General features: G+C 41.0%; 14 protein-coding genes. 1 reads left to right on the forward strand and 13 read right to left on the reverse strand.

Translation table 11 applies throughout. The features are described 5' to 3' along the window. The first annotated feature begins 75 nt into the window (after window positions 1-75). Window positions 76-906 carry an exodeoxyribonuclease III gene (locus tag ESZ50_RS06910; protein ID WP_148622834.1) on the forward strand — a complete coding sequence of 277 codons (831 nt, stop codon included), beginning with the start codon at window positions 76-78 and terminating at the stop codon, window positions 904-906. Between the two features lie 44 nt (window positions 907-950). Here the strand turns inward: ESZ50_RS06910 and ESZ50_RS06915 are convergent, their stop codons facing one another. The 13 genes from ESZ50_RS06915 to ESZ50_RS06970 form a co-directional block, all read right to left on the reverse strand. Then, entirely contained in the window at window positions 951-1,802 is an 852-nt protein-coding gene (locus tag ESZ50_RS06915; RefSeq protein WP_148622835.1) for a DUF4811 domain-containing protein, read from the reverse strand. 98 nt (window positions 1,803-1,900) lie between these two features. Then, window positions 1,901-4,360, reverse strand: coding sequence for a phosphoketolase family protein (locus ESZ50_RS06920; RefSeq protein ID WP_148622836.1), 2,460 nt, complete (start codon window positions 4,358-4,360; stop codon window positions 1,901-1,903). A gap of 141 nt (window positions 4,361-4,501) precedes the next feature. After that, window positions 4,502-5,230, reverse strand: a complete 729-nt coding sequence (locus ESZ50_RS06925; RefSeq protein WP_148622837.1) for a GntR family transcriptional regulator — start codon at window positions 5,228-5,230, stop codon at window positions 4,502-4,504. 81 nt (window positions 5,231-5,311) lie between these two features. Beyond that, window positions 5,312-5,986 carry an HD domain-containing protein gene (locus ESZ50_RS06930; protein ID WP_148622838.1) on the reverse strand — a complete coding sequence of 225 codons (675 nt, stop codon included), beginning with the start codon at window positions 5,984-5,986 and terminating at the stop codon, window positions 5,312-5,314. 8 nt (window positions 5,987-5,994) lie between these two features. After that, window positions 5,995-6,714, reverse strand: a complete 720-nt coding sequence (locus ESZ50_RS06935; protein WP_148622839.1) for a hypothetical protein — start codon at window positions 6,712-6,714, stop codon at window positions 5,995-5,997. Further along, complete coding sequence (locus tag ESZ50_RS06940) at window positions 6,701-7,222, reverse strand: aminoacyl-tRNA deacylase (protein WP_148622840.1); 522 nt, start codon at window positions 7,220-7,222, stop codon at window positions 6,701-6,703. The genes ESZ50_RS06935 and ESZ50_RS06940 overlap by 14 nt, the downstream gene beginning before the upstream one ends. Window positions 7,223-7,342: 120 nt before the next feature. Continuing rightward, the gene (locus tag ESZ50_RS11695) at window positions 7,343-7,495 is read right to left on the reverse strand and encodes a hypothetical protein (RefSeq protein ID WP_187387574.1); all 153 of its coding nucleotides are present in this window, start codon (window positions 7,493-7,495) and stop codon (window positions 7,343-7,345) included. Between the two features lie 131 nt (window positions 7,496-7,626). Further along, a complete protein-coding gene (locus tag ESZ50_RS06945; RefSeq protein ID WP_246111526.1) occupies window positions 7,627-8,670 on the reverse strand; it encodes an aldose epimerase family protein in 1,044 nt (347 codons plus the stop codon). A 224-nt stretch (window positions 8,671-8,894) separates the two neighbouring features. After that, window positions 8,895-10,526 (reverse strand): ABC-F family ATP-binding cassette domain-containing protein, encoded by a 1,632-nt coding sequence (locus tag ESZ50_RS06950; protein ID WP_148622842.1) that lies wholly within the window; start codon window positions 10,524-10,526, stop codon window positions 8,895-8,897. Window positions 10,527-10,659: 133 nt separating this feature from the next. Then, window positions 10,660-12,042 (reverse strand): MFS transporter, encoded by a 1,383-nt coding sequence (locus ESZ50_RS06955; protein WP_148622843.1) that lies wholly within the window; start codon window positions 12,040-12,042, stop codon window positions 10,660-10,662. A gap of 339 nt (window positions 12,043-12,381) precedes the next feature. Next, window positions 12,382-13,167 carry a metal ABC transporter permease gene (locus ESZ50_RS06960; RefSeq protein WP_148622844.1) on the reverse strand — a complete coding sequence of 262 codons (786 nt, stop codon included), beginning with the start codon at window positions 13,165-13,167 and terminating at the stop codon, window positions 12,382-12,384. Beyond that, window positions 13,160-13,858 (reverse strand): metal ABC transporter ATP-binding protein, encoded by a 699-nt coding sequence (locus ESZ50_RS06965; protein WP_148622845.1) that lies wholly within the window; start codon window positions 13,856-13,858, stop codon window positions 13,160-13,162. Before ESZ50_RS06965 ends, ESZ50_RS06960 begins: the two co-directional genes overlap by 8 nt. Beyond that, window positions 13,855-14,760, reverse strand: coding sequence for a metal ABC transporter solute-binding protein, Zn/Mn family (locus tag ESZ50_RS06970; RefSeq protein ID WP_148622846.1), 906 nt, complete (start codon window positions 14,758-14,760; stop codon window positions 13,855-13,857). The genes ESZ50_RS06965 and ESZ50_RS06970 overlap by 4 nt, the downstream gene beginning before the upstream one ends. Window position 14,761: the final 1 nt, after the last annotated feature.

The following is a 14,761-nucleotide window of genomic DNA, read 5'->3' on the forward strand; positions in this document are numbered from 1 at the left end:
TTTTTTTCTCGCCTTCTTTCCTGTTCATTTAGGTATGCTACAATAGGTTCAAAGAAAAAGAGCGAGGTTGGGAATATGAAATTTATTTCTTGGAACATTGATAGTTTGAATGCCGCAGTTGAACATAAATCTCCCCGAGGAGAGCTGACTTGGTCTGTACTTGAGGACATCGCAAATCAACAACCAGATGTGCTTGCAATTCAGGAAACCAAGCTAAAGCCAAATGGCCTAACAAAAAAGCAAGCCGATGCCCTAGACGAATTATTTCCCAACTATTATCGTTACCTAAATTACAGCACTGGACGAGCTGGATATTCGGGAACAATGATGTTAAGCCGCCAAGAGCCATTAAGTGTTGAATACCCTCAAATTTCTGCTCCTGGGGAGATGGACCTTGAGGGACGGATTATCACCCTGGAATTCGAGCATACTTTTGTTTCAACTGTTTACACGCCAAACTCTGGCGACGAATTGGCAAGACTTGATGATCGGCAAGCCTGGGATGACGCATATCGTACTTATATTCAAAAACTAGACCAAAGCAAGCCTGTCATTTTCTCCGGGGACTTAAATGTTGCACATACCGAAATTGACTTGAAACATCCAAACACTAATCATAAAAATGCCGGGTTTACCGATGAAGAGCGTACTCATTTTACCAGTCTATTGGCCGCTGGCTTCACAGATGCCTTTCGCTTCTTAAATCCAGATACAGAAGGCGTTTATACGTGGTGGGCGCAGCGTTCAAAAACCGCTAAGCTTAATAATTCTGGCTGGCGCATTGACTATTACCTAGTATCAAACCGATTAGAGGCTAACATTAGTGATTTCGAAGTCATTGATACTGGTGCCCGGCACGATCACGCACCAATCAAGTTGACCATGGATAAAAAATTTGAATTATAAACTTTAAAACCCGCTAACAAGAATGTTAGCGGGTTTTATTAACTTTATTTCAGCTCATTCTGCTGATCTAGTTTCGTCTGCAAAGCTTGCTTAGTTGCTTCGTCTACTTGACTTTGCACCTCTGCTACAACTTTGTCCTGCAAAGCTTTCTGCTTATCTTTGTCTGTCAAAATGCTACTGTCACTATTTGCCGCGTCTTGTAATTGTTTGGCTGTTTCAGTTGCAACCTTATCTGGAATTTGCTTCTTTTGATCTTGTACATACTTTTGATCAGCTGCTAGATCTTTTTGATTGATTACATACCAGTCCTTCGGTAGGTCTAACTTTGTGTAACCTTCACCCTTAACCATTGTAGACATTCCAACCAACAAAATCTGTTGCCATGGATTTGTAACTTGGTAGGTATTTAAAGTTGTCCGTAAAGTCCCCTTTTCACCGTCAATCTGATTAATTGTTGGCTTTTTGTTTGAGTCAATTGTTTGATAGGTTTTTCCATTGCGTTGATAAGTATAAACTTCGGCCGACGTGTGTGAATTATTAGTTGCAATAATCTTATAACCCAACAATGTTGTTGCTGGCTCAATCTTCTGTGTGGTAGAAACAGGCACCTTACTCATACCAAAATGTTGCGTTTTAGCTAGATGAACTCCCACACCCATGACGACAACTAAAATAACACCAATAACTGCCGTAATCCAGTGGAATTTGCCACGTTGCCAGTAGCGAACTCCCGATATAATTAACAAAACCAATCCCAACACTAATAGTACAATCAAAACTGCGACCCTCCGTAAAATGTTTCCGATTGTTTTATTGTAACAAATAACCCCTACGACATACAACACACCAGTCCCCATGATTGGGATTTCCAATACAACAAAAAGGGCTTCAAACATAATTATGTTTGAAGCCCTTTTATCTTAGAATACTTACATGATTTAAAATTTTCAAATCTGCAACTATTCAAATTTTTAAATAATCTAACGGCAGTAGATTACTTCTTCAAAGCAGTCCACTTCCAGTCAGTGAACTCTTCGATATCATGTCCCTCGTTACGAGTAACGTCGAAGTGCTTTGCCAAAATTGCGTCCATGTCGTTCAAGAATGCTTGACCGTCAGCTTCTGCAATTACACCATTTGCCATCAACGTTGAAACAGCGTCCTTGGCTTGGTTGAAGCGATCCAATTCTGAGTACACACGCATGTCGTAAGTAGTGGTGATATCACCATCTTCACGATAACCATGAGCATGCAATCCCAAGTGGGCGCGCTCGTAGAAGAATGACTCGATCAAGTCTTCGTATCCGTGGAATCCGAAGACAACAGGTGTTCCTGACTCACCGAACAATTCTGAGAATTGTGCGTCAGACAAGGCACGCTCGTGGTTCATCTTACCATTCTTGTTTTGCAAACGGTGCAATTCAACAACGTTTACATAACGCATCTTTACAGATGGGAAGGCAGCGTTAACCAAGTTCAAGGCAGCCAAAGTCTCGATTGTTGGCTCAACACCAGCAGATGCGAAGACGATATCAGCAGCTTCGCCAGCGGCAACAGTTGATGCCCAGTCGATAGCCTTGATTCCTTCAGTAGCCAATTCAGCAGCTTCATCAACTGAGAACCATTGTTGACGTGGTTGCTTTGATGCAACAACGTGGTTGATCTTGTGACGCTCTGAGAACGCACGTGAGAACACAGCCAACAAAGTGTTTCCATCAGCTGGCAAGTATTGGCGGATGAAGTCAGACTTCTTTTCAGCCAAGTGTGTCAACATACCAGGATCTTGGTGAGTGTAACCATTGTGATCTTGTTGGAATACAGTTGATGTTGAGATAACGTTCAATGATGGGTAATCGTTACGCCATGATTGCTCTGAGGCGTGACGCAACCACTTGAAGTGTTGAGTCAACATTGAATCTACAACACGCAAGAATGACTCGTATGATGCGAATACACCAACACGACCAGTCAAAGTGTAAGCTTCCAACCAACCTTCAGCTTGGTGCTCTGAAAGTTGTGCATCCAAAATACGTCCTTCTGGAGCTTCGTATTGGTCAGCTGGCTCTTTAACTTCTTCCATCCATTGACGGTTTGTGATTTCAAACATCTTCCACAAACGGTTTGACATTGTCTCATCAGGTCCGAAGATACGGAATGATGTTGGGTTCATCTTTGAAACTTCAGCGAAGAATCCTGACAATACGTTCATGTCCATGTTACGGTTGGCATCAGCCAATTCAGTTCCACGGTTTGATTCGTTAACGTCGTTAGTGTATTGCTTCCAGTCTGGCAAAGCCAAATCAGTAGCAGCTTCACCAGCGGCACGTCCACCATTTGCCAATGGGTTAACAGCCATACGCTTGTCACCCTTTGGTGCCATTTCAGCAACTTCTGGCTTCAATGAACCATCAGCGTTGAACAATTCAGTTGGCTTGTATGAGTTCAACCACTCTTCAAACTCTGGCAAAGTTCCCATCTTCTTTTGTGACAAAGAAAGTGGCACTTGGTGAGCACGGAATGAACCTTCGATAGGTGCACCTGACTCGTCATGTGTTGGTCCACCCCAACCCTTTGGCAAACGAGCAATAATTACAGGCCATGCTGCAACTTCACCGTCAGCGTAACGTCCGTTTTCACGAGCGTCTTTTTGGATTGCTTGGATATCTTCAATAGCTTGGTCCAAAACCTTAGCAGCTAATTCGTGATATGCCATGTAGTCGTGGATCTCTGATCCCTCGATGAAACGAGGTGAGTATCCCAAACCTTCGAAGAACTTAGTAATCTCTTCATCGCTCATACGTGAGAAGATTGTTGGGTTTGAAATCTTGAATCCGTTAACATCCAAGATAGGCAAAACCGCACCATCGTTCTTAGGGCTGATGAACTTGATTGAGTGCCAAGCAGTCATTGCTGGACCAGTTTCAACTTCACCATCACCGATAACAGTAAATGCGATTTGGTCAGGATTGTCCAAAATAGCACCTGTTGCGTGTGACAATGAGTATCCAAGTTCTCCACCTTCATGCAATGAACCAGGAGTTTGTGCAGTCATGTGCGAACCAATTCCACCAGGGAATGAGAAGCGCTTGAACAAACGTGACATACCCTCAACATCTTGAGTGATCTCAGGATATGAGTCCGTGTATGAACCGTCCAAGTATGAGTTCGTAACCATAACTTGTCCACCGTGACCAGGTCCACCGATGTAGAACATGTTCAAGTTGTACTTGTTGATCAAACGGTTTGCGTGAGCGTAAAGGAAAGTTTGTCCTGAGATAGTTCCCCAGTGACCGATAGGCTTAACCTTAACGTCATCCGCTTGAATTGGTGTGTTAGTAACTGAGAACAACGGATTGCTCTTCAAGAAAATCATACCTGCTGAAAGGTAGTTGGTTGCGCGCCACCAGGCGTCAACCTTACCAAGGTATTCCTTGGAATCAAAATCTACTGCCATTTTGATTAATCTCCTTATTATTTTGAGAAAGGTTCAATCGCAGAAGTTATCTTCTGGATTACGTCTTTCATGATAACAAATTTTATAGTGTGCTACAAGGATTATTTTCTAATTGGTGCGGTCCAATTTCATGTAAGCGCTTCATTCGCCATCCAAAGAAATAAAGCTATTGTAACGCATGTACTTATAGTGAATCCGCATACTTCCAACTTCAAACGGTGTCCCATCATCCAGAAAGAAAATTCCACCCATAATCCCAACTGGCTCATTGCGACTCAATTCTAACAAGGTCTGATCCTGTTTCGTTGATGGCTCAACTGTCACTGTCATAAATGATTTCGTAACGGCCTTCTTGGTCTGCTCTTCTGCATAATGAAACATTGAATGCTCCATATCAGCCTCTGTTAGTCCAGGTAATAACTTCTCAGGAATCAGAGCGTTCTCAATCATGAACGGGACATTTTGAATCTTACGCAATCGTTTAATTCGATAAACCTGTTCACCATCCTGTAAAAAGAGTGCCTGACACGTTTCCTGATCCGCCAGCTCCTTTGAAAATTCAAGCAATTCAATTGCCGGTGCTTCGCCGTCAAAGCGGTACGAATCAGAAACTCCCAAATTATTACCAATTGAATGAAACATTGACTGATTCTTTAAATAAATTGGATTAACGAAGGTTCCCGATCCCCGCTTTTTAAAAATGATTCCTTGCGTCGCCAATAAGGCCAAGGCACGTTTAATAGAGCTTCTGGATACATTATATTCAAGCGCTAGCGAGCGCTCGTCCGGTAGTTTTTGGCTTGTAAATTCAGCATTTAAAATTCGTGTTTTCAAGTCCGAAAACACTTTCATATATAAAATTTCCGTCACACTCTTATCTCCGATCAAAGCATTATTCTTACTATAACATAAAAGTGGTCCAACCAATAATTGGTTGGACCATTTTAAAGTCTAGCTTAGAAAATCACGACCTTGCCATTCAGCTTCAAAAGCTACCACAAAATCTCGCATTATCTGATCTCGCTTATTAGCAATCCTTTTACCTTCAACCGTATTCATATAATCCTTTAGGAGAAATAGCTTCTCATAGAAATGATTAACCACCGTTTCTCCCTTATCAGAGCGATAGTCGGCTTTGGTTTTTAAATCACGCGGCGTGACTTCAGGATCATAAAGTGGATGTCCCTTCTTAACACCATATTGAATAACTCGCGCTACGCTGATTGCACCAATTGCTTCCAAACGATCAGCGTCTTGCACAATCTGTCCCGTAATATCCAATGGCTCGGGGTTACCAAATCGCTGCTTGCTCCATGACATATTATCAATGATTTGAAAAATCTTTAATTGCTGATCATCTGACAGCTTGATTTCAGTTAAAAAGCGCTGAACTTGTTGCTTTGCCTCTAACGGATCGGCAAATAATTTGTCATCGTAAGTATCATGCAGTGTTGCTGCCGCAAGCGTAATAAATTCATCTGCCTCAGGTTCGGTCGTTAAAATATGACCAGCAAGTGTCACAACTCGTCCAATATGATCATCACCATGCCCAGAACGATCTTGTCCCAGACGCTCCTGCATATATTGTGTAATTTGCCGTAATTGTTGTTCCTGTAAAGGTGTCATATTCCCTCCTAATTTCGCGTCAAAAGCGTTGCAATTAAATACATAATTGAGCTAACCACTAGTAAAGTGCCATAGAAAATAAGGATCGGCATTACTAACTGCGTGTATAATCCGGCAATTGAAAGGTTAACAATCCCTAGAATTACACCTACAACCAGTAGAACTAAACAATACAATAGCATCCCCGATCGAGTATTTTGCCAGTCAGCATCACTCATGTTTAGTGCTAGGGTTAGATTGACCACCAAATACAGCCAAATCAGAATTTGCCACCAACTTCCAGTCAGTAGCACGCGCCATCCTAATTGATTCAACTCAAAAATCGCTGGCCAAAGTAATTTAGTTATCAACCACATAACTAGTGAAACACCAAAAATTGGTGCCATACCAATAAAAAAATTACCGATTGTTTGGTAGCGCGACGTGGGGTCCCATGCATGTGATACATAACCAAGTCGCCCATTATGATCCTTACTAAAAGGATTTTGTAGCAACTTAATCTGGTCAATCTGATGTCGAAAAATAATTGCCATTAAAGCATGTGATAATTCATGAACGATCACCCCAAACCACCCTAATATAAGGGGAGTTCTTTCGCCAAAACGACTGAGTAGTTTTGTATTTGCCCGTGTCGTCAATGCAGAAATCAAGCCTGCAGCTAACATCGGTATTATCAGCAAGGCTAATAAAACCATCCCAACAATTTTTAATATGTCAATTCCATTCATTCCGTTCAGTTCCTTGATTTTGAGCTACTAAATCTGCGAATTCCGCCTGGACAAACGTTGCTAGAGCTTGGGCATCAATTCTAATCGATCGGCCCACCTCACCGGCAGATACCGTAATCATTCCTTGCTCTAAAGCACCCTTATCAATATAAATTGGAAACTTTTTATTCTGCCAGATTCCCACGGGATTATTTGCGCCATGAATATACCCTGTGGTCTTCTGCAGCTCACGAGTTGGAATCATATTGACTTTTTTATTACCCGATACAACAGCCAATTTCTTTTCATCCAAATGTTCATCAACTGGTACAATACCGATTACCGGTCCAGTTACATTGCCACTCAAAGCAAGAGTCTTATAGATCACATGCTGACTTAGATCATAATACTCCATTCGCTCAGGATCTGGTTCCATCCCTTTTGGAAAATATATTGTTTCATGTGGAACACCTGCTTTATCCAAGATTTGCTCGACCAGGATCTTTTTAATTCGTTCTTTTTTTGCCATAAACCCCTCCAACAAATTTTAAAAACCGAATGATTACCTCATACAAGGCAGACATTCGGTTTTTAAACTTTAAAATAACTCAATAATCTTTTATTCATAGTAGTTAGTTCATATCAACCTTTAGTGAACTGAGAACCATACTATTACGCCTAATACTGCAACAATGCCACCAAGCCAAACTAAATATGAGCGTCGTAAGTCACGACCAACCACAATTAGTGTAACCGCAATGAAAAGTAAGGCCAATTCAATGATACTTTTTGCTAAGTTCATAATATTCTATTCACCTTGGTAAAATCTTTATTCAAGGATGACTACCGCTTCAACCTTGTAGTACTTTTCTACAACAAAATTTCAAATCAACCCGTTTGAAAGATGATACCACTTATTTCGTTTTTGCAAAACTAGTCGTTACTTCCTCTGATACCTTTAAACGTGTAAGAAGTCCGATATGTTTGTTGCTTGCCAGCTACCAAAACAATATCACCAAATTCTTGATGATGGATTGCATCCGAGAGAATTTGCGCCTCTAAAGCAATGGCGTTAAAAGGATGCCGTTCAATCCAATCTGCACTATTTGATCCGTCATCAGCTGGGTTCGCGATAAAGAATACCAACGCATTACGATCTGTCCGAACTTCGATTGCGCGATCTGATTTTGGATCGGCTAGCGTTGCATTCGGTTGAGCATCAGTCAACTCATCAAGTGCATAGACATCATCAAACTGATCAACACCCTTCGCAAGGTTATCGTCAATTATCGTTGCTTCAGTAAAGTCATAAGCTGTACCACGTACGTCCAACTTATTACCAGTTGGAATCTTTTCATGATCCATTTCAAGCCGGTTTTGAGCAACTAGGTGTAAAGTTAGCTCGCGCGCATCAGTTCCTTTACCAGCCGGATTCATATAGACGTGCGATGTTGGGTTATATAAGGTATCCTCATCCGTAATAGCTGAGAATTCAATCTCAACAACATTTGCCTCGGTCAAAGTATATTTAACCGTGGTATCCATTTGACCTGGAAAGCCATCTTCTTCTGGCTTTAATGTCGTGGAGAAAACCACCGCATTTTCTTCTTCAAGAATCTGTGTTTGCCAATTCCGATCTGCAAAACCATGATCACCACCGTGGAGCGTATTACCGCCTTCGTTGGCTTCAATATCATAATTATTACCATTTAAGTCAAAACTTGCCGATCCAATCCGACCTGCAACACGACCAATCGCATTTCCTAGATAATACGGATGTGTTAGGTAATCATCAAGTGAGTCAAAACCTACCACCAAATCACGATGTTGGGTGCCATCCTGCTCACGGAAGAATTGCCAACTAGCTCCATATGAAATCAGCCCTAATTCATGCCCATGATTATTCTTAATTGTCACCTGTGAAACAGGTTCTCCACTCGGTGTAAGACCGAACTGCTTTACCGTAATCATCTTCATTTATTCCTTTCAGAACACTCCGTTTTCGTCGTAAAGAAAGCGCTTTACATCACTTATCATACCACTAAATAAGTCGATTATTCTTATATAACTTAAAGATTAAGCTTTTTTCGCAAGATTTGCTTCCTTTTACAATAGAGCCAACCGAAAGCATTTATTCACAACCCACACTTAGTTTGAAAATAAAAAGGCGTACCTAGATTAGGTACACCCATTAACTGCACTTATAGCACAATATGCTTCTCAGCAAGTTGCTTTTGTACTTCATCATGTGCCATGAAATCATCGTAAGTTGTCTCAGAACGATCAACGACTCCTTGATCACTAACGACTACAATATGATCCGCGATTGTTTGAGCAAAAGTCCGATCATGAGAGGTAAAAATCAATGATCCCTTGTAATCGACCAGGCCATCATTCAACGCCGTGATTGATTCAAGATCCAAATGATTTGTTGGATCGTCGAGAACCAACACATTGGTCTTTGTCAACATCAACTTTGACAACATTACACGAACTTTTTCGCCACCAGACAACACATCCAAAGTCTTCTCTGCATCCTCACCCTTGAAGAGCATCCGACCGAGCAAACCACGTAAGAAGGTATTATCATTCTCTTCCTTAGACGCAAAATCACGCAAGAAATCAAGAATTGGCATTTCTGGTTTAACAAAATTCTCATTCATATCTTTGGCAAGATAATCACGCGAAGTCGTTACACCCCAGATAACTTCACCACTATCAGGCTCAACTCGACCAGCCAAGATATCAAGCAAAGTTGTGGCCGCAACGTCGTTTTCAGCCATGATCAATGTCTTTTCCCCTGGCCGGAGCGTAAATGTCACATCATCCAAGATTTTAACACCGTCAACGGTCTTTGAGAGATTCTCAACACGTAGTAAGTCATTACCAATTTCTCGCATAATTTCAAACTTAATATATGGATACTTACGCGTTGATGGTTGGATATCGTCCAAAGTAATCTTATCTAACTGCTTCTTACGTGAAGTTGCTTGCTTCGACTTAGATGCATTTGCTGAGAAACGAGCAATAAAGTCTTGTAGCTGCTTAATTTGCTCTTCCTTCTTTGAGTTAGCGTTTTGTTGCAAACGAAGTGCTAGCTCTGATGATTCCTTCCAGAAATCATAATTTCCAACGAAGAGTTTAATCTTTCCAAAATCAACATCCAAAATCATTGTTGAAACAGCATTCAGGAAGTGTCGATCATGGGAAACCACGATCACGATATTTTGGTAATCGGCCAAGAAGTCTTCTAACCAAGCAATCGTCTTCGTGTCCAAACCATTTGTTGGCTCGTCCAAGATTAGGATATCGGGGCTACCAAACAAGGCCTGTGCCAATAATACCTTAACCTTAACTACTTCGGGCAGATCACTCATCATTGTGTAATGTTGACCTTCATCAATTCCCATGTTTTGTAGTAATTGAGCAGCTTCTGGTTCAGCGTTCCAACCATTCAATTCCTCAAAACGTGCTGATAACTCACCCACTTTAATTCCATCTTCGTCAGTAAATGGATCGTGAGCATAGATCTCATCCATGGCGTTCTTAACATCATATAGTTCTTGATGCCCTTGCAAAACCGTGTCTAATACATTGTAGCCATCAAAGGCAAAGTGATCTTGCACCAATGAAGACATTCGTTCATTGGTTTCCATCATTACATTTCCAGTTGTCGGAGCTAACTTACCTTCAAGCACCTTCAAAAAGGTCGACTTTCCAGCTCCATTGGCTCCAATAACACCATAAGTATTTCCTGGTGTGAATTTTAAATTAACATCGTCGTACAGCTTTTTCCCTGAAAAAGCTACGGACACATTTGATACTGTTAGCATATCTTTTTCCTTTTCCCTAGAATTCGTCAATAACCATCATACCAGAAAGGCGCATTGGTTGCTAATTAATGCCCCTATCTATAAAAGGATGATTAGGACTGCAAGAGCCAGCTAATCATCCTCAAAATTAATATTAATCTTGTGTCTTTACAACCTTAAACAAAATTATAAAATGAACTACCGCCAAAATGGCAAACATTATCAAAACATGCTGAGATCCGATAGCAGTCGACCGCGACTCAGTTAATCCTTGGCTTGCTTGTGCAATTGCAACGATTGCCGCCGGAATTGCGGTTCCAAGCGCTCCTGCAAATTGTTGAATCGTTGTTAATAAAGCATTCCCATCAGCTTTCTGACTAGCATTAATTTGATTTAAGCCACTTGTCATCACATTTCCAAGGCTCAAACCAAATCCAACCATGAAAATCAAATTGATCATCAGAATTGTCAATGGATTCAATCGCTGACCAAAGACTGAGAATAATGTCAGCGATAGCACCAACAGGGTGGCACCAAATAATAGTGGTCGTCGGGCACCAAAACGATCTAGGATTCGACCACCAAGTGGTGAAAAAATCGCTCCTAAAATTGATCCTGGTAATACAATCAGTCCTGCTTTAGTAGCACTCCCACCGTCAACAAGCTGGATATAATTTGGCAACACAAAAGATAAGCCCAATACCATTGACTGCAAGATTGCAAAACTAATCGCATGACCTGCGAAATTCAAATTCTTTAAAACACGCACGTCAACCAGTGGATTTGCGCGTTGATTAAGGTAGAAGAAACCAATCACACCAATAATTCCAATTACCAATGGTAACCAAAATAGCAGTGGCTTCTGACCAATTTGAATAATATTACTTGATGCAAGGATTAGCCCGATAAACATTAACATGATAAAGATTAAGTTCAACCCATTAAAGCGGCTTGGAATTAATGCACTCTTCTGATCAATGGTCTTCAGACCCAACGCCATTGCAACCAACAAAAACGGTAACAATATAATAAAGATAAATCGCCAACCTAGACTGGTAACCATAACTCCACCAAAAGTTGGTCCGATTGCTGGCGCAATTGATGTGATTAACGTTCCAATTCCCATCATGACCCCAAGCTTAGCCTTAGGAACTTGCTCCAAAATAATATTGAACATTAATGGTAGGGCAATTCCCACACCTATTCCTTGAATCAATCTTCCTAATAGTAACACCGGAAAATTCATTGCGATTGCATCAGTAACAACCCCAAGAATGAAGAATGAAATTGCCAATAAAAAGAGCGTCCGCATCTTAATATTTTTCTTAAACCATGAAGACAATGGTACAACAATGGCTACCATCAATAGATAAATTGTTGTCATCCACTGTACTAAATCAATTGAAACGCCGAATTCACGCATCAATGTTGGAAATGTAACATTCATCGCGGTTTCAACTAAAACCCCGCTAAACGACATAATTCCAGTCGCTATAATTGCTCCCAAAACACGTTTGGAAATCTTTGCTTCCTCCATATAATTACCCCCAAAGATATTCAATCGTAAATTTCAATAAATCTAAGATTCCTTAACCAACAGGTTAAGATTCTAAAAGACTGTATGTTAATTTTACGACACAAAAAAATTGAATCAGCTAATCCCACCCAATCAATTAACTGAAATAAATCGTCTACAGAAATCAATCCGTAAAGATTCTACCCATGTTCTCAGCTCATAATAGCCGATTGGTTTCCTCGTTTACTAAGAAGCCATATAAAAGAGGGAGACAGACACCAAAGTGTCTCCTCCCTCCACTTAAATTAGTAGTTCAATTATAACCATACCCGATAGGTAAATTTCAAGTTCTTTGTTAAATTATTTTTGTGTTTTTACCAAACTCAAGAAATAAATACCTGCTTCAATAATTGCAATGTAGAAACTGACTGGCACATTTGTCCAATAAGACAGGGCCAACGCTGACCATATTCCAATCAAGGCAAACAACACGGCTAACCCCATCATCTGCCAAACCGTTCTTCCCCATCGCATTGCAGCTGAAGCCGGTAAAGTCATTAAAATAAAGATCAATAACGATCCAACAACTTGTGCCGAAACTGCCACAGTTGTCGCCATAATAACCAGAAACGCAACTTCAATTAAAGTAACATTTTTGAGTGAAAAAACTGCTGTTGAATAATCAAATGCAAAATGACGTAACTGACGAAACAATACCATCACCACGATCAAGACTAATAAGGCCAACCCCACCACCTCATAGATATTCACGAGTGAAATACTAAAAATTGAACCAAATAAAATTCCGGTCGCCGCTGAAGCATTCTTTTGCGAGAGTGCCAGAAAGGCGATTCCTAGCCCAATTGCGACGGCTGAAACAGACGAAATCAGCGATTCTGACCGATTCTCATTCATCCCCAATTGTCCAATTGTTGTCGAAGCTAGAATAGTAAAGATTAACATTCCTAGAAGTGGATTCCATCCCATAAAGAGACCAAATGAAGCACCAGCGAAGCCAATCTCACTTAATGTGTGCGCCAAAAATGACATTGAGCGAGCAACAATAAAAACTCCCACAATTCCGGCAACAATCGCAATTAACGTACCAACTAAGTAGGCATTTTGCATAAAAGGATAACTAAACATCTGCATCATACCTCACCTTTAATCTTGCTAAATCCGCATCCTTACAATCACCAAATTCATTTCCGTGTGGTGTTAATAGTAAGTAATCATCTCCATAGTCGCTGACAATATCCAAATCATGACTTACCATAATAATAGTTAGATCATGATGATCTCGATAATGTTTAACCACATCCATCAATTCATATTTGGCACTATTATCAAGATTTGCCGTTGCCTCATCAAGAATTAAAATTTGTGGGTTTTGAGCTAATGCTTGCGCCAGATAAGCGCGTTGCCGTTCCCCGCCAGAAGCCGTGTCGATTCTTCGATCTGCCAGCGCTAGCAAATTTGTATCTTCTAAAATATGTTGTAATTGATGCTTTTCCTGAGCCGAAAGCCAAGGACGCAAACCACGATCAAAGCTAAGTGCAACAAAGTCCTTGATATAGAGCGGGAAAGCCTGCATGTCAGGTCGATACTGAGGCACATAACGGATTGTCGGCTGCTTACCATTTTCCGTGTGCCATTGTAATTCCCCTTCAGTCAATTTTCGCTGACCTAAAATGGCTTGCAAAAGCGTTGTCTTTCCAACTCCATTATCGCCAACAATCGCCAACATTCGCTTTTGTGCCAAATGGAAGTCGACCTCTCGATATAACCAACGTTCATCAACTTTAATGCCAATATCTCGGCCTGTTAACAAATTCATTGCGCTAAAGCCCCCTTAATCGCTTCTAGTTGTTGTTCCTGCCATTTGAGAAAGCTCATATTATCAGGCTTAGTTTCTGTCACTCCAATAACGGGCACCTGCTTTTCCTCTGCATATGCAACCGCCTGGTCTACTAATTTACTAGTCGTCTGCTTATTCTTAATCACTAACGCCACTTTCCCTTGGTCAATGGCATCATGCCATGCCCGAATATCTGCAGATGATGGATCGGTTCCTTCCTCCACCGCCGTTGCAAATTCCGGCACAATAATTTTGGCACCCAATGGCTCCAACGTATTATCCATTACCGGCTCAGTGGTTAGAACACTTTTACCGGCCAGCTGACCGCGGATCGATTCACGTAAATCATTTAACGGTGCTAGCGATTTCAAATATGCCTGTTGGTTTTTCTCAAATTGTTCTTTATTCTGTGGGTCAAGCTTGGTAAAACTTTTAACCAATTGCTCAGTTAAAAGTTTTGCAGTGTCTGCACTATACCAGAAATGTTCATTATCCCCCGTATGATAGCCAACTAATTTAGCCACCGTTACAGAATCCGCTTGAGAATTTGCCTTTGCAAAATTAGTACTCCATGGGTCATAACCTCCCCCATTACTAATAATCACTTGTGCTTTTTGATATGTTTTAGCAACTACTGCTGTCGGTTCAAATTCATGCGGATCCACACTTGCCTTATCAATAACATTAGTAACGGTCACCCGATCACCACCCACGGCCTGCGCCATCTCACCATAGAAATTCAAGGAACTCACGACATTAATCTTGCTTGCTTGATCCTGAACTGTTTTGTTTTGGCGCACGCCCGTTACGATCACCAATATAATTAAAGCAAGTACAAAAATGATCGGTATTGCCAATAGCCAGCGTTTAATCTTCGTCATC

The sequence above is a fragment of the Weissella muntiaci genome (assembly GCF_008107635.1).
GTDB lineage: Bacteria > Bacillota > Bacilli > Lactobacillales > Lactobacillaceae > Weissella > Weissella muntiaci.

Coding starts and splice junctions, on each gene's coding strand:
- ESZ50_RS06910 (WP_148622834.1), top strand. CDS start 76: ATGAAATTTATTTCTTGGAACATTGATAGTTTGAATGCCGCAGTTGAA.
- ESZ50_RS06915 (WP_148622835.1), bottom strand. CDS start 1,802: ATGTTTGAAGCCCTTTTTGTTGTATTGGAAATCCCAATCATGGGGACT.
- ESZ50_RS06920 (WP_148622836.1), bottom strand. CDS start 4,360: ATGGCAGTAGATTTTGATTCCAAGGAATACCTTGGTAAGGTTGACGCC.
- ESZ50_RS06930 (WP_148622838.1), bottom strand. CDS start 5,986: ATGACACCTTTACAGGAACAACAATTACGGCAAATTACACAATATATG.
- ESZ50_RS06935 (WP_148622839.1), bottom strand. CDS start 6,714: ATGAATGGAATTGACATATTAAAAATTGTTGGGATGGTTTTATTAGCC.
- ESZ50_RS06940 (WP_148622840.1), bottom strand. CDS start 7,222: ATGGCAAAAAAAGAACGAATTAAAAAGATCCTGGTCGAGCAAATCTTG.
- ESZ50_RS11695 (WP_187387574.1), bottom strand. CDS start 7,495: ATGAACTTAGCAAAAAGTATCATTGAATTGGCCTTACTTTTCATTGCG.
- ESZ50_RS06945 (WP_246111526.1), bottom strand. CDS start 8,670: ATGAAGATGATTACGGTAAAGCAGTTCGGTCTTACACCGAGTGGAGAA.
- ESZ50_RS06950 (WP_148622842.1), bottom strand. CDS start 10,526: ATGCTAACAGTATCAAATGTGTCCGTAGCTTTTTCAGGGAAAAAGCTG.
- ESZ50_RS06955 (WP_148622843.1), bottom strand. CDS start 12,042: ATGGAGGAAGCAAAGATTTCCAAACGTGTTTTGGGAGCAATTATAGCG.
- ESZ50_RS06960 (WP_148622844.1), bottom strand. CDS start 13,167: ATGTTTAGTTATCCTTTTATGCAAAATGCCTACTTAGTTGGTACGTTA.
- ESZ50_RS06965 (WP_148622845.1), bottom strand. CDS start 13,858: ATGAATTTGTTAACAGGCCGAGATATTGGCATTAAAGTTGATGAACGT.
- ESZ50_RS06970 (WP_148622846.1), bottom strand. CDS start 14,760: ATGACGAAGATTAAACGCTGGCTATTGGCAATACCGATCATTTTTGTA.